This window comes from Pseudomonas sp. PS01301 (assembly GCF_029960215.1).
GTDB lineage: Bacteria > Pseudomonadota > Gammaproteobacteria > Pseudomonadales > Pseudomonadaceae > Aquipseudomonas > Aquipseudomonas coleopterorum.
In genome coordinates this window covers 1-18,917 of the sequence record NZ_JASCPM010000024.1, presented here as the reverse complement: position 1 = coordinate 18,917, position 18,917 = coordinate 1, and the positions used below count along the sequence as shown (strand labels likewise).

The following is an 18,917-nucleotide window of genomic DNA, read 5'->3' as shown; positions in this document are numbered from 1 at the left end:
CTCGCGGGGTTCTTTGTTTTACGCAGAAGGGCAGTGATCAGTGCTCGCGCACTGCCTGCGTGTCGGGTTCGCGGGTCACGGCCTTGACCAGCTTGCCGATGCTCAGGCCCTGCAGCAGAATCGAGGACAGCACGACGATGTAGGTGATGCTCAGCAGCAGGTCGCGCTCCGGGCCGATGGGCAGGGCCAGGGCCAGGGCGACCGAGACGCCGCCGCGCAGGCCGCCCCAGGTGAGCACGCGAATGGTGCCGCGCGGGACGCTGCGAAAGCGCCGCAGCAGCAGAATCGCCGGGGCCACGGTGAGCAACCGCGACAGCAGGATCGCCACGGCGAGCAGGGAGGCCGCCAACAGATGCAGCCAGGAGAACGGCAGCAGCAACAGCTCCAGCCCGATCAAGGCGAACAGCAGGGCGTTGAGGATGTCGTCGAGCAGCTCCCAGAAACCGTCCATATAGCGCCGGGTCATGTCGTTCATCGCCAGGTTGCGTCCCAGGTTGCCGATGATCAGCCCGGCCACCACCATCGCGATCGGCGCCGAGACATGCAGCTCGTAGGCCATGACCGAGCCGCCGATGACCAGCGCCAGGGTCAGCATGACCTCGACCTGATACTGCTCGATGCTCTTGATCATGCGGTAGACGATGTAGCCGATCAGGCCGCCGAACAGTACGCCGCCCACTGCTTCATGCAGAAACAGCATGGCCGTCGCGCCGACGGTGGGGGTTTCGCCAAGTTGGGCGATGCCCAGCAGGACGGTGAACACCACGACTGCCGTGCCGTCATTGAACAGCGATTCGCCGACGATGGTGGTCTTCAGTGGCTTGGAGGCGTTGGCGGTTCGCAGCACGCCCAGCACCGCGATCGGGTCGGTCGGTGAAATCAGGGCGCCGAACAGCAGGCAATACAGGAAGCTGACGTGCCAGCCGAACAGGCCAAAGATCCAGAACGCCAGGGTGCCGATCACGAAGGTGGCGATCAGTACGCCGAAGGTGGCCAGTAGACCGATGGGCCAGCGGTAGTTGCGCAGGTCAGCCAGATTCACGTGCAGCGCGCCGGCGAACAGCAGGAACGACAGCATCCAGTTCATCAGCAGATCGCCGAAGTCGATCTGGTTCATCAACGCTTCGACGCGATCCTCGAGGCCTGGGTAGCCGATGAAACTCAGGCCTTGCAGGATCAGCGAGAACATCAGGGCGGTGACCATCACGCCGATGGTCGGCGGCAGGCCGATGAAGCGGAAGTTCACGTAGGTGAGCAGTGTGGTGAGGCAAATGAATGTCGCAACTATCTCGAGCATCCGGGCTCCCTGGGTCAGGTGGTGAAGATCTATCGATAGAGGGCGCCTATCAGGCGCCCTGCTATGGTTGGATGTTGCCGCATGCCCGCACGGCACACTTCATTTAGCCCGCAGCGTTGACCGCCACTGGCCGTCGCTGCCAATAGATGAACACCAATGCCAAGGCAAGCGTACCCACACCAGTGATTGCACCGGTCCAGGGCAGGTCCACCAGCGGCGCACCACTGGCCACGACCAGGCCGCCGACCCAGGCGCCTGCTGCGTTGCCGAGGTTGAAGGCGCTCTGGTTCAGCGTCGATCCCAGGTTCGGCGCCTCGTGCGCCTGGTCGATGATGAGCAATTGCAGGATCGGGCACAGCGCGAAGGCGAACACGCCCCAGGCCAGCAAGGTGATCGCGGCCGGAATCAGCGAGCCGCTGGTCTGGGTGAACAGGGCCAGGATCAACACCACCGCGATCGCCATGCCCAGCAACGAAGGCAACAGGCGTGAGTCGGCCAGACGCCCCCCGAGCATGCTGCCGATGGTCAGGCCGACGCCGAACAGCAGAAGCATCACGGTGATGCCGTGGGCGCTGACGCCGGTAACGTCCTGCAGGATCGGCGCGATGTAGGTGAACACGCTGAACAGGCTGCAGGAGGCCATCGCGCTCATCGCCAGCGGCAGCAACACGTTGGGTTTGCGTAACACGCGGAACTCGCGCGCCAGGTTGCCGCGCTCCATGGGAATGGCCTTGGGCAGCCAGACGATCTGCGCCAGCAGGGCAATGACGCCGATGACCGAAACCGCCCAGAAGGTGGAGCGCCAGCCCGCGAACTGGCCCAGAGCGGTCCCCAGCGGTACACCCAGCACGTTGGCCAGGGTCAGTCCGGTGAACATCAGGGCGATGGCCTGAGCTCGCTTGGTCGGCGCTACCAGCCCTGCGGCGACCACCGAGCCGATCCCGAAGAAGGCCCCGTGGCACAGGGCCGTGATGACCCGTGCACCCATCAGCGTGGCGTAGTTGGGCGCCATCGCGCACAGCACGTTGCCGAGGATGAACATCAGGGTCATGCCCAGCAGGGTGGCCTTGCGCGGCAGGTTGGCAGTGAGTACCGCCAGCACCGGCGCGCCGAACACCACGCCCAGCGCGTAGCCGGTGATGAGCAGGCCAGCGTCCGGGATGCTGACGGACAGGTCCTGGGCCACATCGGTCAACAGGCCCATGATGACGAATTCGGTGGTGCCGATGCCGAATGCGGCGACGGCCAATGCAAACAATGCAAGTGGCATACGGATTCTCTCGAGTAGGAGGTGAGTTGCCCGAAGAGGGCATGCGCCAGCCTCCGCATGAGCTGCAGAGAACACGATTTATTGGAATGGGTGCGCAAAAAGCTGTAACGATACAGCGGCGCTTATTATAGGGAGGCCACTAAAGTCGGCAAAATTGATAATTGCAATGGAACTCTGCGCCAGCGAACCTTTCACGGCAGTTGTCCTCTTACTCGGTACCGGCCGTGCATGGGCACCTCACGGTGGACTACTTGGACAAGGAACTCTGTATGACCGTCGCCTTCTGGTGTGTCTTGATCGCGTTGATATTGCCCTACGGTTGCGCGTATATCGCCAAGTTCACGGGCGGCCAGTTCGGCCTGAAGCAGAACCATGATCCGCGCACGTATCTCGATGCCCTCGAGGGCCTGCCCAAGCGGGCGCATGCGGCCCAGTTGAACAGTTTCGAGATTCTTCCCGGCTTCATTGCCGCTGTGGTGATTTCCGATATCGTCGGCAATGCGCAGCAGGTGACGCTGGATGTACTGGCAGTGGTGTTCATCACTTCGCGTCTGCTGTACATCATTTGCTATCTGGCCGACTGGGCGACGTTGCGATCGCTGGTATGGTTCGCCGGATTTGCGATCATCGTCAGTTACTTCTTCGTTTCGATGTAGCCAACACGGTACGGCAGTGACGATGGGTCATTGCGATGACCCGCCGTCGCATGTTCGTTACTTGTCCAACTCATCCATGGCGTCTTGCAGTTCCTTGCGGGCCTCGGCAAGTTTGTCCTTGCGCTTGTTGATCTTCTCCGAATCGCCTTTCTTCATGGCCTTGTCCAGATCGCTCTGGCGTTTGCTGACTTCGCGCTTGGCATCGAGCACCTTGCCTTCACGCTCCTTGCGCAGTCCGTTGTCGGTGCAGTTGTTCTGGATCTCCCGTAGCGCGGTGCTCAGCCCGTCGACCTGGTTTTGATTGCCGTTGGCCTTGGCGATGTCGATCTGCGCCTGTACATGCTGCTGCTTGGCGGCGCAGCCGGTGGCTGCAGGGGCCGAGGCAGGAGCGGCGGGTGCTGCGATTGCCGGGCCGGCCAGCACACCGGCGACCAGTACGGCGCACAGCGAGGAAAACGTGTTCATGGTGACTCCGAGAATGTGATTTTGAATAGTTGACGATGAATTGAAGTAGCTGTCTGTAGGACGCGTCTTATTCACGGCTGGATAGATCGAGAGGGTGCAGTCGCCGGCGACGAGATCCACCTATTGAAGGACCTTTTGCCAGCCAGGTCAAAGCGATCGCGCCCTGATCAGTCCCGCAACGTTGGCGCCGACACGAAAAAAAGCCCCGGCCAGTCGCCTGGTCGGGGCTTTTTACGGGGTGCTGCGAGGCGCTTATTTCAGGCCGGCGGCATCGCGCAGGGCGGCGGCACGGTCGGTGCGCTCCCAGGTGAACGCGGTGAAGGTGTCGTCGCCGACGGTCATTTCCACCGGCGCACGGCCGAAGTGGCCGTAGGCTGCGGTGGCCTGGTACATCGGGTGCAGCAAGTCGAGCATGGTGGTGATGGCATACGGGCGCAGGTCGAAGTGCGCGCGTACCAGTTTGACGATCTGCTCATCGCTGATCTTGCCGGTGCCGAAGGTGTTGATCGAGATCGACGTTGGCTGGGCCACGCCAATGGCGTAGGACACCTGGATCTCGCAACGCTCGGCCAGGCCGGCGGCGACGATGTTCTTGGCCACATAGCGACCAGCGTAGGCGGCCGAGCGGTCGACCTTGGACGGGTCCTTGCCGGAGAAGGCGCCGCCGCCGTGGCGAGCCATGCCGCCGTAGCTGTCGACGATGATCTTGCGCCCGGTCAGACCGCAGTCACCCACCGGGCCACCGATGATGAAGTTGCCGGTCGGGTTGATGTGGAACTGGGTGTCCTTGTGCAGCAGCTCGGCCGGCAGCACGTGCTTGACGATCAGCTCCATGACGCCTTCGCGCAGGTCGGCGTAGGACACGTCCGGGTTGTGCTGGGTCGACAGCACCACGGCGTCGATACCCACGACCTTGCCGCCTTCGTACTGGCAGGTGACCTGGGACTTGGCATCGGGGCGCAGCCACGGCAGCAGGCCGGACTTGCGCGCTTCGGCCTGGCGCTCGACCAGGCGGTGCGAGAAGCAGATCGGGGCAGGCATCAGCACGTCGGTTTCGTTGCTGGCATAACCGAACATCAGACCCTGGTCGCCAGCGCCCTGGTCTTCAGGCTTGCTGCGGTCTACGCCCTGGGCGATGTCCACCGACTGCTTGCCGATGATGTTCATGACCGCACAGGTGGCACCGTCGAAGCCGACATCGGAGCTGTTGTAGCCGATGTCGACGATGACCTTGCGCACGATGTCTTCCAGGTCGACCCAGGCCGACGTGCTGACTTCGCCGGCGATGATCGCCACGCCGGTCTTGACCAGGGTTTCGCACGCCACGCGGGCGAACTTGTCCTGGGTGATGATGGCGTCCAGCACCGCGTCGGAAATCTGGTCGGCGATCTTGTCCGGGTGTCCTTCGGAGACGGACTCGGAGGTGAAAAGGGAGTATTCGCTCATCTCGACGGTTTCCTAAATTGACCGATGGTGAGTGTCGCCAGCCGGCCGCGAAAAATGGCGGACCTGAATCTGGAAACCATTACGTAAGCCCACGTAGAGGCTCTCTCCGGGAACAAGCCCCGCAGCGATGGCCCAACGGGCCAGATCTTCCTGTTCGAACCCCAACCAGAGATCACCGCAGGCCTCTTTGGCCCAACTCTGATTGTGGCTGCACAATTCTGTTACCAAAAGACTACCGCCTGGCTGCACCCGCTGCGCCAGATGGCCAAGCGCCTGAGCCGGGTCGCTGAAATGGTGCAGGACCATGTTCAGCACCACGCAGTCGGCGCGCAGGCTGGTAGGGGCCAAGGCATCGGCCAGTTCCAGGCGCACGTTGCTCAACTGCTCGCGCAGGCAGACCTGGCGGGCCAGTTCGAGCATCGCCGGGCTGTTGTCCTGCGCCGTGACGTGGGCAAAGCGTCGGGCCAGCTCGGGCAGAAAGCCGCCATCGCCCGGACCCACTTCCAGGGCACTGGCTTGTTGGGCGAAGCTCAATTTGTCGAGCAGGGCCAGCAGGCTTTCGCGGTACTGCGGCAGGCCGGCGATGAGGTCCTGCTGGGCGCGGAACTTCTCTTCCATGCGCGAAAAAAAGTCTTCGCTGGCCGCGGCGCGCTGGCGCTGCACCACGGCCATGCGCGCCTGCGCCTCGGCCGGCAGGCTCAACCCGTCGACTTCCTCGAGCAGGGCGCTGTGCAGGCGTCCGCCCAGCACACGACCGTTGGGCAGGGCGCGACGATAGAAAATCGCGTTGCCTTCACGCCGCGTGGCCACCAGGTCGGCCTGGGCAAGCACCTTGAGGTGATGGCTCATCCCCGACTGGCCCACCGCGAAGATCTGCGCCAGCTCCAGCACGCCGAACGAATCGCTGGCCAGCGCGCGCAGCACGTTCAGGCGCAGGGGATCGCCACCGGCCTTGCACAGGGCGGCCAGATCGTCACTTGCCTGATGGTCGAACGCAGGGGCACGAAGGTTCATAGGCTGGGCAGTCTAGAGAGCGACGGGCGGCGTCGCAAGACCAATATCAAAAAGTTTTGATATTGGTTGTGTCCGTTCATGACCCGGCAATTACCGCTCAGGGCAAATGTCCGATTGCCCAATCCCCCGCCGGTGGGGGAAAATGCCCCCCTTTGTTGTATCCCTGCCTACACAGACCCCAGGAGATAAGCGATGCCCAGCCGTCGTGAGCGCGCCAATGCCATTCGTGCACTGAGCATGGATGCCGTGCAAAAAGCCAACAGCGGTCACCCAGGTGCCCCCATGGGTATGGCGGATATCGCCGAAGTGCTGTGGCGTGACTTCCTCAAGCACAACCCGGCCAACCCGGCGTTCGCCAACCGCGACCGTTTCGTCATGTCCAACGGTCATGGCTCGATGCTGGTCTATTCGCTACTGCACCTCACCGGCTATGACCTGGGCATCGAAGACCTGAAGAACTTCCGCCAGCTGCACAGCCGCACGCCAGGTCACCCCGAGTACGGCTACACCCCAGGCGTCGAGACCACCACCGGTCCATTGGGCCAAGGCCTGGCCAACGCGGTAGGTTTTGCGCTCGCGGAAAAAGTGCTGGCAGCGCAGTTCAACCGCGACGGCCACAAGATCGTCGACCACAACACCTACGTGTTCCTCGGCGACGGCTGCATGATGGAGGGCATTTCCCACGAGGTCAGCGCGCTGGCCGGTACCCTTGGCCTGGGCAAGCTGATCGCCTTCTACGATGACAACGGCATTTCCATCGACGGCGAAGTCGAAGGCTGGTTCACCGACGACACGCCGAAACGCTTCGAAGCCTACGGCTGGCAGGTGATTCGCAACGTCGACGGCCACGATGCGGACGAAATCAAGACCGCCATCGAGACTGCACGCAAGAGCGAGCAGCCGACGCTGATCTGCTGCAAGACCACCATCGGTTTCGGCTCGCCGAACAAGCAGGGCAAGGAAGACTGCCACGGCGCGCCACTGGGTGCCGAGGAGATCGCCCTGACCCGCGCAGCATTGAAGTGGAACCACGGCCCGTTCGAAATCCCGGCCGACATCTACAAGGAATGGGACGCCAAGGAAGCCGGCGTCGCCCTGGAAGCCGAGTGGAACCAGCGCTTCGCCGCCTACTCCGCTGCCTACCCTGAACTGGCCAACGAATTCGTGCGCCGCATGAGTGGCGAGCTGCCTGCCGACTTCTCCGAAAAGGCCAGCGCCTACATTGCCGAAGTAGCCGCCAAGGGCGAGACCATTGCCAGCCGCAAGGCCAGCCAGAACGCTTTGAATGCCTTCGGTCCGTTGCTGCCGGAGATTCTCGGTGGTTCGGCCGACCTGGCCGGTTCCAACCTGACCCTGTGGAAAGGCTGCAAGGGTGTCGAAGCGGATGACGCCGCCGGCAACTACATCTATTATGGTGTACGCGAATTCGGCATGAGCGCGATCATGAACGGGATCGCCCTGCACGGCGGCTTCGTGCCGTACGGCGCGACCTTCCTGATCTTCATGGAATACGCCCGCAACGCGGTACGCATGTCGGCGCTGATGAAGAAGCGCGTGATCTACGTGTTCACCCACGACTCCATCGGTCTGGGCGAAGATGGCCCGACCCACCAGCCGATCGAACAGCTGGCGAGCCTGCGCTGCACCCCGAACCTCGACACCTGGCGTCCTGCCGATGCGGTCGAGTCGGCGGTAGCATGGAAATTCGCCCTGGAGCGCAACGACGGTCCGTCGGCGCTGATCTTCTCGCGCCAGAATCTCGATCACCAGGTCCGCGATCAGGCCCAGTTGGCCGATATCACTCGTGGCGGTTACGTGCTCAAGGATTGTGCTGGCGAGCCTGAGCTGATTCTGATCGCCACCGGTTCCGAAGTGGGGCTGGCCGTCAAAGCCTTCGACAAGCTGACCGAACAGGGCCGCAACGTGCGCGTCGTGTCGATGCCGTGCACCAGCGTGTTCGACGCACAGGATGCAGGCTACAAGCAATCGGTCCTGCCGCTGCAGGTCAGCGCGCGCATCGCCATCGAGGCTGCGCATGCCGACTACTGGTACAAGTACGTGGGCCTGGAAGGTCGGGTGATCGGCATGACCAGCTTCGGCGAGTCGGCACCGGCACCGGCGCTGTTCGAAGAGTTCGGCTTCACCTTGGAGAACATCCTGGCCACCGCCGAAGAATTGCTCGAAGACTGATCCACACCCCTGTGGGAGCGGGTTCTACCCGCGAAGAATACAACACGCAGTCATGTGCTGCCGCAGTGTCCTCTTCGCGGGTAGAACCCGCTCCCACATGATCTGAATGACTTCAGGCGTAACTCTCCATGTCTCAGAAACGCCCCTACAGAGTCGCCCTCAACGGTTACGGCCGGATTGGCCGTTGCGTGCTGCGCGCGTTGTGCGAGCGCGGTGCGCAGGCTGACTTCGAGGTAGTGGCGATCAACGACCTGGCCGACATGGCCAGTCTCGAATACCTCACGCGCTTCGACTCGACCCACGGACGTTTTCCCGGTGAAGTCACGGTCGAAGCCGACCATCTGTTGATCAACGGGCGCCCCATACGGGTCATCCGCAGCGCCACGCCCGAGGCGATCGACTGGGCTGCGCTGGACATCGACCTGGTGCTCGAATGCTCCGGAGCCTACAACACCCGCGCCGACGGCCAGCGTTTTCTGGCTGCCGGCGCACCGGCCGTGCTGTTTTCCCAGCCTATGGCCAGCGAGGCCGATGTCGATGCCACCATCGTGTTCGGCATCAACCAGGACTGTCTAACCGGGCACGAAAAGCTGGTGTCCAACGCGTCCTGCACCACCAATTGCGGCGTGCCGCTGCTGCGCCTGCTGGATCAGGCCATTGGCCTGGAATATGTGTCCATCACCACCATTCACTCGGCCATGAACGACCAGCCGGTGATCGATGCCTATCACCACGAAGACCTGCGCCGCACGCGCTCGGCCTTCCAGTCGGTCATTCCGGTTTCCACCGGCCTGGCCCGCGGTATCGAACGGTTGTTGCCGGAACTTGCCGGCCGGATCCAGGCCAAAGCTGTGCGCGTGCCGACCGTCAACGTGTCATGCCTGGACATTACCCTGCAGATGGCGCGCGACACCTGTGCCGTCGAGGTCAACCGGATCCTGCGTGAAGCCGCAAGCAGCGGCCCGCTGCAAGGTCTGCTGGCCTACACTGAACTGCCGCACGCCAGTTGTGATTTCAACCACGACCCCCATTCGGCCATCGTCGATGCCAGCCAGACCCGTGTTTCCGGGCCGCGCCTGGTGAACCTGCTGGCCTGGTTCGACAACGAATGGGGCTTCGCCAATCGTATGCTCGACGTCGCGGGGCACTACCTGCGCGTCATGAACAATTCCAAACGAGCTTGAAAGGACTGAACGCAATGACCGTGTTGAAGATGACCGACCTCGACCTGCAAGGTAAGCGCGTATTGATTCGCGAAGACCTCAACGTGCCCGTCAAGGATGGCAAGGTAACCAGCGACGCGCGCATCGTCGCCTCGTTGCCCACCATCAAGCTGGCCCTGGAGAAGGGCGCAGCGGTAATGGTCTGCTCGCACCTGGGCCGGCCCACCGAAGGCGAGTTCTCGGCCGAGAACAGCCTCAAGCCGGTTGCCGAGTACCTGAGCAAGGCACTGGGCCGCGACGTGCCGCTGGTGGCCGACTACCTCGACGGCGTTCAGGTCGAGCCCGGCTCTGTCGTGCTGTTCGAGAACGTGCGCTTCAACAAGGGCGAAAAAAAGAACGCCGATGAGCTGGCGCAGAAGTACGCCGACCTGTGCGACGTGTTCGTGATGGACGCGTTCGGCACCGCGCACCGCGCCGAGGGCTCCACCCATGGCGTGGCCAAGTTCGCCAAGGTGGCCGCTGCTGGTCCGCTGCTGGCCGCCGAGCTGGAGGCACTGGGCAAGGCACTGGGCGCCCCGGCCAAGCCGATGGCGGCCATCGTCGCCGGTTCCAAGGTGTCGACCAAGCTGGACGTGCTCAACAGCCTTAGCGCCATCTGCGATCAGTTGATCGTCGGCGGTGGCATCGCCAACACTTTCCTGGCCGCGGCCGGGCACAAGGTCGGCAAGTCGCTGTACGAGCCTGACCTGCTGGACACCGCGCGCGCCATCGCTGCCAAGGTCAGCGTGCCGTTGCCGGTCGACGTGGTGGTGGCCAAGGAGTTTGCCGAAAGCGCCGAAGCCACGGTCAAGCTCATCGCCGATGTGGCCGATGACGACATGATCCTCGACATTGGCCCACAAACCGCCGAACAGTTCGCCGAGCTGCTCAAGTCGTCCAAGACCATCCTGTGGAATGGCCCGGTGGGCGTGTTCGAGTTCGATCAGTTCGGCAACGGTACCCAGGTGCTGGCCAAGGCGATCGCGCAGAGCCCGGCGTTTTCCATCGCCGGTGGCGGCGACACCTTGGCGGCCATCGACAAGTACGGCGTCGCCGAAGACATTTCCTATATTTCGACCGGTGGCGGTGCGTTCCTCGAATTCGTCGAGGGCAAGGTCCTGCCGGCCGTGGAAATGCTGGAACATCGGGCCAAGGCCTGACGCCCTGTGAGTTTCGAGGAGAAACGGATGCTCAAGGCTGCCACGTTGGCATTGGTGATCGGTCTGCTGGCCGGTTGTTCCGGTGCGCCGGCAACCTCGGTTGACGACGAGCCGGCGGCGACCCCTGGAGGCTGTTCGCAGTCGCAGTGGCAGGCCGAAAGCATCCCGGTGGTCGGCAAGCGCATGGGGCCCGAGGCGTTGGAGCGCTACGAGCCGGAACAGCAGGCGCAGGCACCGGGTTGTCCCTGAGGGCAACCAATGGTACTCGTCAGGGGTCTTCTGTGGTGAGTTTCACGATTATCACCGCCTTTGGCACAAGGAGTTCACCATGAAGATCGGTTCCGCGACATTCGGTTCGGCCACCCTGCTGGCAGCGGTGCTGTCCAGTGGCTGCATGAGTTCAGGTGCAGGCAGCGCCTGTGAAGTGTTCAGCCCGGTGTCGGTGGTCACGCCCACCACTCAGGATGATCAGCGCGTGCAGACCAACTCCACCGGCGAGGTGGCCGGTTCCCAGAACACGGCACAGAATTGCGGGTCGTAAGCCTGTGCTGCAAGGGGCCGCAGTGCCCCGCGCTCCGAGGTATGTGAATGAAAGGCGGTATGGCGATAATGGTATTGGCGCTGCTGTCCGGCTGCGCCTATATGGACAAACAGATGCCGATGTCCCCTAATTGGACACGCTGGCAATGTGACAGCCAGGTCGATGTGCAATGGCGCTACAGCGCCGCCGACAAGAGCGCGATGCAAGTGCGCCTGGCGGGCAGCGACAAGGTCTATGCGTTGACTCCTCAGGCCGGTGCCGAGGGTGAATTGTTCAGCGATGGCGTGCTGGCGTTCCACAAGAAAGGTGACGAAGGCCTGGTGTACTGGGTCGCCACCGACGATTTGATTGGCCGGGGTTGCAAGGCTCCGTGACGGCTGGGCCCCAGGGCCTGCCCGATGATAGGCATTACTTCAATAGCGGCCGCCTGCGGTGAGCTGCAACGATCAACGACCCTGAACCGGGAGACATATAACAATGGCACTTATCAGCATGCGGCAGATGCTGGATCACGCCGCCGAATTCGGCTATGGCGTACCAGCTTTCAACGTCAACAACCTCGAGCAAATGCGCGCCATCATGGAAGCGGCCGACAAGACCGACTCCCCCGTCATCGTGCAGGCCTCGGCTGGCGCCCGCAAATATGCCGGTGCCCCGTTCCTGCGCCACCTGATCCTGGCGGCGATCGAGGAATTCCCGCACATCCCGGTGTGTATGCACCAGGACCACGGGACCAGCCCGGACATCTGCCAGCGTTCGATTCAACTGGGCTTCAGCTCGGTGATGATGGACGGCTCCCTGGGCACCGACGGCAAGACCCCGACCGATTACGACTACAACGTGCGCGTGACCTCGCAGACCGTTTCCTTCGCCCACGCCTGCGGCGTGTCGGTAGAAGGCGAGCTGGGCTGCCTGGGTTCGCTGGAAACCGGCCAGGCCGGTGAAGAAGACGGCGTGGGTGCCGAGGGCATCCTGGATCACAGCCAGATGCTGACCGACCCGGAAGAGGCGGCTGACTTCGTCGCCAAGACCCAGGTCGACGCCTTGGCCATCGCCATCGGCACCAGCCACGGCGCCTACAAGTTCACCAAACCGCCTACCGGCGACATTCTGGCCATCGACCGCATCAAGGCGATCCATGCGCGCATTCCCAACACTCACCTGGTGATGCACGGCTCCTCCTCGGTACCGCAGGAATGGCTGGCGATCATCAACGAGTACGGTGGCGCCATCAAGGAAACCTACGGCGTGCCGGTCGAGGAAATCGTCGAAGGCATCAAGTACGGCGTGCGCAAGGTCAACATCGATACCGACCTGCGTCTGGCCTCCACCGGTGCGATTCGCCGCTTCATGGCGCAGAACCCGGCCGAGTTCGACCCACGCAAGTATTTCGCCGAAACCGTGAAAGCCATGCGTGACGTGTGCATCGCGCGCTACGAAGCGTTCGGTACTGCGGGCAATGCCTCGAAGATCAAGCCGATCTCCCTGGAAGGCATGTTCCAACGCTACGCCAGCGGCGAGTTGAACGCCAAGGTCAACTAAGCGTCATCGCGACCAGAGAACCCGCCTATAGGCGGGTTCTTTCGTTTTGGCCAGGTGTTTCGCAAGCTCCACGGTCTCTGCACCACACGTGCCGTCCATCGGCCGATCTGAGTGCCTGCCGCAAACACTTGGAAATTGTCCTACAGCTTTGTGTGACGCCCGTCTAAAGTGATGCCTGAATTTTCCGGATGCCTCCGGATCAAGCCCCGTCTGAACGAGTAGTAGCATGGAATGCGCCCTTTATCCGTCCACGGACGGCGGTTCTACGTTGTTGGTGGTCGACGACTATCCAGAAAACCTGCTGAGCATGAGAGCTCTGCTCGAGCGCCAGGACTGGCAGGTGATCACTGCCGCTTCCGGTGTGGAGGCGCTGGGCAAGCTGCTGGAGCATGAGGTCGATCTGGTTCTGCTGGACGTGCAGATGCCGGGCATGGACGGCTTCGAAGTGGCGCGCCTGATGCGCGGCAGCCAGCGTACGCGCCTGACCCCGATTATTTTCCTGACCGCCAACGAGCAGTCGCAGGCCGCCGTGCTCAAGGGCTACGCCACGGGCGCGGTGGACTATCTGTTCAAGCCGTTCGATCCGCAGATTCTGCGGCCCAAGGTCCAGGCCCTGCTCGAGCAGCAGCGCAACCGACGCGACTTGCAGCGCCTGAGCCGGGACCTGGAAGCGGCTCGCGCCTTCAACGCCTCGGTCCTCGAAAACGCCGGGGAAGGCATTCTGGTGGTCAACGATCAAGGATTGATCACCTTCGCCAACCCGGCCATCTCGCGCCTGCTCGGTGCCAGTGTCGAGCAACTGCAGTGCACCGTGCTGGCCGATCACCTGCACAAGCCGCAGGTCCCCGTGTGGTTCGAGTCCGACTTCTATCGCGCCTACAGCACGCGCACGACGTACCGCGTTCACGATGGGCTGATGCGCACGGCCAATGGCCAGCAACTGCCGGTGGCCTTGTCGTGCGCGCCGTTGCCCGGCGAGCAGCGTGCGATGGTGGTGACGATTCTGGACATGTCGGTGGTGCGCAGCCTGCACCAGCAACTCGAATACCAGGCGGTCACAGACCCGTTGACCGGGCTGCTCAACCGCCGCGGTTTCTATCAGGCGGTGGAGAGCGCCCTGGTGCGCAACGAGCGTGCGGAAAAGGCCCAGGCCTTGCTGTATCTGGACATGGACGGTTTCAAGCGGATCAACGACCGTCATGGCCATGACGCGGGCGACCGGGCCTTGCGCTGGGTGGCCGAACAGATCAAGGCCGTGCTGCGCCCCTTCGATGTGGTGGCCCGCCTGGGCGGTGACGAATTCACCGCGCTGCTGGACAACCTCGATTACCCCGAGCAGGCCGCCAAGGTGGCGGAAAAACTCATGGAACGCATCGCCGTGGAGCAGACCGTGGACGGGGTGGACATCAATCTGGGCGTGAGCATCGGCATCGCCACCTATCCCGAATGCGGCGCCAACCTGGACAGCCTGCTGCGCGCCGCCGACATTGCCATGTATGCCGCAAAGCAGGCGGGTCGTCAGCAATACCGTTACTACGACCAGGATTTGAACGGTCGGGCGCGATCGCGTCTGCTGCTGGAAACCAGTGTCGGCGAAGCCATCGAGAACCGCGATTTCAGCCTGGTCTACCAGCCGCAGGTGTCACTGCTCGACGGTCGTCTGCGTGGTTTCGAAGCGCTGCTGCGCTGGTGCCATCCCAGTGTTGGCGACGTGCAGCCGGGGCTGTTCATTCCCCTGCTCGAACAGGCGCGGTTGATCAGCCGCCTGTCGAGCTGGATCTACACCGAGGGCGCCGCCCAGCGTCGCGCCTGGTCCAGCCGCTTTCCCGACGAGCTGGTGCTCAGCATCAGCCTGAGCAATGCCCAGTTCGCCATGCCCAATCTGGTCTCCGAGCTGCAGCGCGCCATCGCCTTGCACGGCTTGCGCCCGCAGCAGCTCGAAGTGGAAGTGGTGGAGTCCTCCCTGATGCACAACCTGGCCCAGGCCACCGCACAGCTGCACCAACTGCGCAACCTGGGCGTGCGTATCGCCCTGGACGACTTCGGCACCGGCCCGTGCTCGCTGAAACTGCTGCGCGATCTGCCCATCGATACGCTCAAGCTGGACCGTCACCTGATTGCCAAGTTGCCCGACTCGCACCCTGACGGTGTCTTCGTGCGCAGCGTGATTCAGGCCTGCACTGCTTTCGACATCACGGTGATCGCCGAAGGCGTGGAGACCGCCGAGCAGTGTCGGTGGCTGCGCGCTGCTGGCTGCGAGTGGATCCAGGGCTTTGTCATTGCCCGGCCGTTGACCGCGCAGGCCGCCAGCGATTTTCCATTGGTCAGCGCAGGCGTGCAGCCGGCGGCGGTGTGACGCCGGCACCGGGCAGGCGTTACACTGAGCGCCTTTCTCAAGTCGAAACGGGCACCATGATCGCGCTGAAGTACCTGCAAGCCTACCCACCCGCACTGCAGGAGCAGGTACGGCAACTGATCGAGCGCGGGCAACTGGCGGACTATCTCAGCCAGCGCTACCCCGATCGTCACGCCGTGCAGAGCGACAAGGCGCTGTACAACTATGCCGTGGCCTTGAAGCAGGCGCACTTGCGCAACGCACCGGCCATCGACAAGGTGCTGTTCGACAACCGCCTGGACCTCACGCACCGCGCGCTGGGCTTGCACACTGCGGTGTCGCGGGTGCAGGGCGGCAAGCTCAAGGCCAAGAAGGAAATCCGCATCGCTTCATTGTTCAAGGACGCGGCGCCGCAGTTTCTCGAAATGATCGTGGTGCACGAACTGGCGCACTTTCGCGAGAGTGACCACAACAAGGCGTTCTATCAACTGTGCGAGCACATGCTGCCCGGTTATCACCAGTTGGAATTCGACCTGCGCGTCTACCTGACCTACCGTGATCTGCCCCCTGCGACGTGAAGGATACTCCCATGCAAGTCAGCAAGACCCGCAGCAGTTTCTACCGCCGGCTCTACGTGGCCTGGCTGATCGACAGTGGCCAGGCGGCCACCGTGCCGGCCCTCATCGAGGCGACCGGCATGCCTCGGCGCACCGCTCAGGACACCATTGCGGCGCTCGCCGATCTGGACATTGCCTGTGAGTTCGAGCAACAGGACGGCGAGCGCAACCACATCGGTCGCTATGTGATCCGGCAATGGGGTGCGATCGACCGTGAATGGATCGGCCAGAACCTGGGCCAGATCCGCCAGGTGCTCGGTTACCCCTGAGCAGCCCCGACCTCGCGCCGCATGGCCATGTGCGGGATGTTGTCCTCCAGGTATTCCTGGCCTTGGGCGATGAAACCGTAGCGGCCGTAATAGCCCTGCAGGTGAGCCTGGGCCGATAGCTGGATCGGCACGCGCGGCCAGCGTTGGGCGGCCTGTTCCAGTGCGTGGGTCAGCAGCGCGTGGCCCAGTCCGGTGCCGCGAGCCGATGCGGCGGTGATCACCCGGCCGATCACCACGTCGCCGCCCTGGGTCGAAGGGTCCAGCAGGCGCAGGTAGGCCAACAGTTGCCCGTTGTCCCGGCCCAGCAGATGGCAGGTGTCGGCGTGCAGATCCTGCCCGTCGACGTCCTGATAGGGGCATTGCTGCTCGACCACGAAGACCTCGCTGCGCAGGCGCAGGATTTCGTACAGCTGGTGGATATCCAGCTCGCGGTGGTGCATGCACATCCATTCGATGGCCATGTTTACCTCGTTCCGTGTTTCGATTCCGGCAAGCCGCAGCGCCATCAGGTGACGACTGCGGTCGGGCCCTTGATCAAGTGCGCGGCCAGGGTGCGCAATGGCCCCAGTTGACGACAGATCAGCGCCAGTTGGGTCTGCACCAGGCGCTGGCCTTCGTCGACCTCGTCGGGCATCTGCTCCAGTGTGTCGGCCAGCGCTTCCTCGCTGTCGCTTTGCACCTGCACCGGTTCACGCGTGGCCAGGCCGGTGGCAATTTCATCGATGCTGCGCGCCAGGCTTTCGCCGGCCTCGCCGATCAGTTGCTCACGCGCCTCGGCTGGCAACTCGGTGCCACGGTGCGCGCCCAGTCCGGACAGGTAGCTGAGCAGGGTGTGCGACAGCACCAGGAAGCGGAAGCCGACGTCGGCTTCCTTGCGGAAGTGCCCCGGCTCCATGAGCATGTTGGCCAGGGTGGTGGAGAGCGCGGCGTCGGCGTTGTGCGCGTTGCGCCGGGCCAGGCGGTAGGCGAGGTCGTCGCTCTTGCCGTTGGCGTACTGCTGCATGATCTGACGCAGGTAGATGCTGTTGCAGGTCAGGGTATTGGCCAGCACCTTGTTCAGTTTGCGGCCCTGCCAGTCGGGCAGGAACAGGAACACCGCAAGGCCGGCGATCAGGCTGCCGAGCAGGGTGTCGAACAGGCGCGGCAGAAAGAGGCCGTAGCCGTCGCCGGTCTGGTTGAAGCAGAACAGCACCATCAGCGTGATGGCTGCGGTGGCCAGGGTGTAGCGCGTGGTGCGGTTGACGAAGAACACCAGGCCGGCGCCGATGGCGAACAGCGATTGCACGATGGGGCTGGGGAACAGATCGAACAACGCCCAGCCCACGGTCAGGCCGATGGCGGTGCCGATGATGCGCTGGCCCAGCTTGCGTCGGGTGGCGCCGTAGCTGGGCTGGCACACGAACAGGGTGGTCAGCATGATCCAGTAGCCCTGGCTGGGGTGGATCAGATGGACCATGGCATAGCAGATCACCAGCGCCAGGGGCAGGCGCAGGGCGTGGCGGAACAGCAGCGAGGTGGGCGTGAGGTTCTGCCGAATGCGGCCCCAGAAGTCCTTGAGGGTATGCGGCGAGCGATCCAGCAGGCTGCTGTCGCGGGCGTCGGCGAGACGGTCGGGGTTGCCGGCGTCGCTGAGCAGTCGGTCGAGGGTGCCGAGGTTGGCGGCCAGCGCGCGCAGCGATCGCAGCAGACCGCGCCAGGCGGGGTTGCTCTGGATGCGCAGGTGTTCGAGCGAGGCGTGCAGGTCGCTCAGTGCTTCGGCGAAGCTGTCGTCGTAGATGAACGGCTGACGCAACTGGATCGACTCGCCCAACCGCTGGCAGGCGACACCTTGCTGGCGCAGCAGGCGCTGGCAGCGGAAAAGGACGTCGCTGTGGAAGAACGCCTCGGCCAGGGCGTTGTACGGATAGTGAGAGGAGCTGGCGCGTTCGTGAATGTCCTGGGCGAGGAAATACAGCTTCAGGTAGCGGCTGACCTTGGAGCCGGGGCGGCCGTTGCCGACCCGGTGCAGAATGATCTCCTTGGCGGCGTTGAGCGCCGCCACGACTCGACCGTTCTGCTTGGCCAGCTCCAGGCGGCGGGCTTCCACATCCAGTTGGCGAATCGGTTCGAACAGGCTCGCCTTGAGCTTGAGGTACTGCCCCAGTTCGTTGAACAGCCGCGCCAGGGCCTGTTGCACCGGCTGGTTGGAAAACAGCACCTGCCACAGCACCGACAACAGGCCGTACCAGGCGGCACCGGCGACCAGCAGCAGTGGCTCGCGCCACAGGTTGCTGACCTCGCCACCGCGCTGGTCGACGCCGATCATGGTGTAGACCGAGAGGATCAGCGTGGCGTAGGCGATCGCTCCGTAGCGTTCGCCCAGCGCGCCGAGCATGGTCAGGGCGAAGCTGGCCACGGCCAGGGCCGTGACGAACACATAGGGGTAGGGGAACAGCAGCTCGACGGCGAAGGCAGCGACGGTGAAGCAGGTCAGCGTGGCCGCCAGGGCGCGGATGCGGCCTTGCCAGTTGTCGTCGGTTTCGGCCAGGGCGCAGGCGATGATGCCCAGGAACAGCGGGACCAGCAGGCGCATCTCGTTTTCATACCAGCACAGCGCCATGCTGCCGGACAGGGCGATGAACACCCGTACGCTGTAGCTGAACTTGTCCAGCGCCCACAAGCGGCGCATGGATTGGCGGAACGACCTGGATGCCATGAAGAAGGAATCGACCTGTAGGCGAGGGAGCTGATGAACGGCGTCAATCTATCACTGTCGGCGGTCGACGGGTACTGCGCGGTGGCCCCGACGCGGCTTGCGCCGCTGCTACAAGAGCGGTGGTGGGTCGATGGTGCGCTGTGGTCGTGACGCGGCTTGCGCCGCTGCTACAGGGGCGGTGGCGGATCGATGGGGTGTGGGGACTCTGTAGCAGCGGC

The 18,917-nt window shown here is 63.5% G+C and carries 18 protein-coding genes; 11 read left to right on the top strand and 7 right to left on the bottom strand.

The window, feature by feature from the left end:
• Nucleotides 1-37: 37 nt before the first annotated feature.
• Entirely contained in the window at nt 38-1,297 is a 1,260-nt protein-coding gene (locus tag QMX89_RS13975) for a sodium:proton antiporter (RefSeq protein ID WP_282348647.1), read from the bottom strand.
• A gap of 103 nt (nt 1,298-1,400) precedes the next feature.
• Nucleotides 1,401-2,567: an MFS transporter gene (locus tag QMX89_RS13970; protein ID WP_282348646.1), complete on the bottom strand. Its 1,167-nt coding sequence runs from the start codon at nt 2,565-2,567 to the stop codon at nt 1,401-1,403.
• A gap of 269 nt (nt 2,568-2,836) precedes the next feature.
• On the opposite strand from QMX89_RS13970, the gene QMX89_RS13965 reads away from it, so the two are divergent.
• The gene (locus tag QMX89_RS13965; protein ID WP_049861427.1) at nt 2,837-3,223 is read left to right on the top strand and encodes an MAPEG family protein; all 387 of its coding nucleotides are present in this window, start codon (nt 2,837-2,839) and stop codon (nt 3,221-3,223) included.
• 57 nt (nt 3,224-3,280) lie between these two features.
• Here the strand turns inward: QMX89_RS13965 and QMX89_RS13960 are convergent, their stop codons facing one another.
• From QMX89_RS13960 to QMX89_RS13950, 3 genes are all read right to left on the bottom strand, one after another.
• Nucleotides 3,281-3,688 carry a DUF1090 domain-containing protein gene (locus tag QMX89_RS13960; protein WP_056844681.1) on the bottom strand — a complete coding sequence of 136 codons (408 nt, stop codon included), beginning with the start codon at nt 3,686-3,688 and terminating at the stop codon, nt 3,281-3,283.
• A gap of 252 nt (nt 3,689-3,940) precedes the next feature.
• Entirely contained in the window at nt 3,941-5,134 is a 1,194-nt protein-coding gene (gene metK, locus QMX89_RS13955; RefSeq protein WP_049861425.1) for a methionine adenosyltransferase, read from the bottom strand.
• A gap of 12 nt (nt 5,135-5,146) precedes the next feature.
• Nucleotides 5,147-6,148: a metalloregulator ArsR/SmtB family transcription factor gene (locus QMX89_RS13950; protein ID WP_056844680.1), complete on the bottom strand. Its 1,002-nt coding sequence runs from the start codon at nt 6,146-6,148 to the stop codon at nt 5,147-5,149.
• A gap of 192 nt (nt 6,149-6,340) precedes the next feature.
• Between QMX89_RS13950 and tkt the strand changes: the two genes are divergently transcribed.
• From tkt to QMX89_RS13900, 10 genes are all read left to right on the top strand, one after another.
• Complete coding sequence (gene tkt / locus QMX89_RS13945) at nt 6,341-8,338, top strand: transketolase (RefSeq protein WP_122742914.1); 1,998 nt, start codon at nt 6,341-6,343, stop codon at nt 8,336-8,338.
• A gap of 128 nt (nt 8,339-8,466) precedes the next feature.
• A complete protein-coding gene (gene epd, locus QMX89_RS13940; RefSeq protein WP_282348642.1) occupies nt 8,467-9,522 on the top strand; it encodes an erythrose-4-phosphate dehydrogenase in 1,056 nt (351 codons plus the stop codon).
• Between the two features lie 14 nt (nt 9,523-9,536).
• Complete coding sequence (locus QMX89_RS13935; protein WP_282348641.1) at nt 9,537-10,700, top strand: phosphoglycerate kinase; 1,164 nt, start codon at nt 9,537-9,539, stop codon at nt 10,698-10,700.
• Nucleotides 10,701-10,727: 27 nt separating this feature from the next.
• The gene (locus QMX89_RS13930) at nt 10,728-10,949 is read left to right on the top strand and encodes a hypothetical protein (RefSeq protein ID WP_049861420.1); all 222 of its coding nucleotides are present in this window, start codon (nt 10,728-10,730) and stop codon (nt 10,947-10,949) included.
• 79 nt (nt 10,950-11,028) lie between these two features.
• The gene (locus QMX89_RS13925; RefSeq protein WP_049861419.1) at nt 11,029-11,241 is read left to right on the top strand and encodes a hypothetical protein; all 213 of its coding nucleotides are present in this window, start codon (nt 11,029-11,031) and stop codon (nt 11,239-11,241) included.
• A 47-nt stretch (nt 11,242-11,288) separates the two neighbouring features.
• The gene (locus QMX89_RS13920; protein WP_049861418.1) at nt 11,289-11,615 is read left to right on the top strand and encodes an MliC family protein; all 327 of its coding nucleotides are present in this window, start codon (nt 11,289-11,291) and stop codon (nt 11,613-11,615) included.
• A 103-nt stretch (nt 11,616-11,718) separates the two neighbouring features.
• Nucleotides 11,719-12,783, top strand: a complete 1,065-nt coding sequence (gene fba / locus QMX89_RS13915; protein ID WP_049861417.1) for a class II fructose-bisphosphate aldolase — start codon at nt 11,719-11,721, stop codon at nt 12,781-12,783.
• A 226-nt stretch (nt 12,784-13,009) separates the two neighbouring features.
• Complete coding sequence (locus QMX89_RS13910; RefSeq protein WP_282348640.1) at nt 13,010-15,139, top strand: EAL domain-containing protein; 2,130 nt, start codon at nt 13,010-13,012, stop codon at nt 15,137-15,139.
• Between the two features lie 56 nt (nt 15,140-15,195).
• Nucleotides 15,196-15,696, top strand: a complete 501-nt coding sequence (locus tag QMX89_RS13905; RefSeq protein ID WP_282348638.1) for a M48 family metallopeptidase — start codon at nt 15,196-15,198, stop codon at nt 15,694-15,696.
• An 11-nt stretch (nt 15,697-15,707) separates the two neighbouring features.
• On the top strand, nt 15,708-16,004 hold the full coding sequence (locus tag QMX89_RS13900) for a winged helix-turn-helix domain-containing protein (protein WP_049861413.1): 297 nt from the start codon (nt 15,708-15,710) through the stop codon (nt 16,002-16,004).
• On the opposite strand, the gene QMX89_RS13895 is transcribed toward QMX89_RS13900, so the two are convergent.
• Both QMX89_RS13895 and yccS read right to left on the bottom strand, forming a co-directional pair.
• Complete coding sequence (locus QMX89_RS13895; protein WP_282348637.1) at nt 15,995-16,465, bottom strand: GNAT family N-acetyltransferase; 471 nt, start codon at nt 16,463-16,465, stop codon at nt 15,995-15,997. The genes QMX89_RS13900 and QMX89_RS13895 overlap by 10 nt on opposite strands.
• A 44-nt stretch (nt 16,466-16,509) precedes the next feature.
• Nucleotides 16,510-18,699: a YccS family putative transporter gene (yccS, locus tag QMX89_RS13890; RefSeq protein ID WP_282348636.1), complete on the bottom strand. Its 2,190-nt coding sequence runs from the start codon at nt 18,697-18,699 to the stop codon at nt 16,510-16,512.
• Nucleotides 18,700-18,917: the final 218 nt, after the last annotated feature.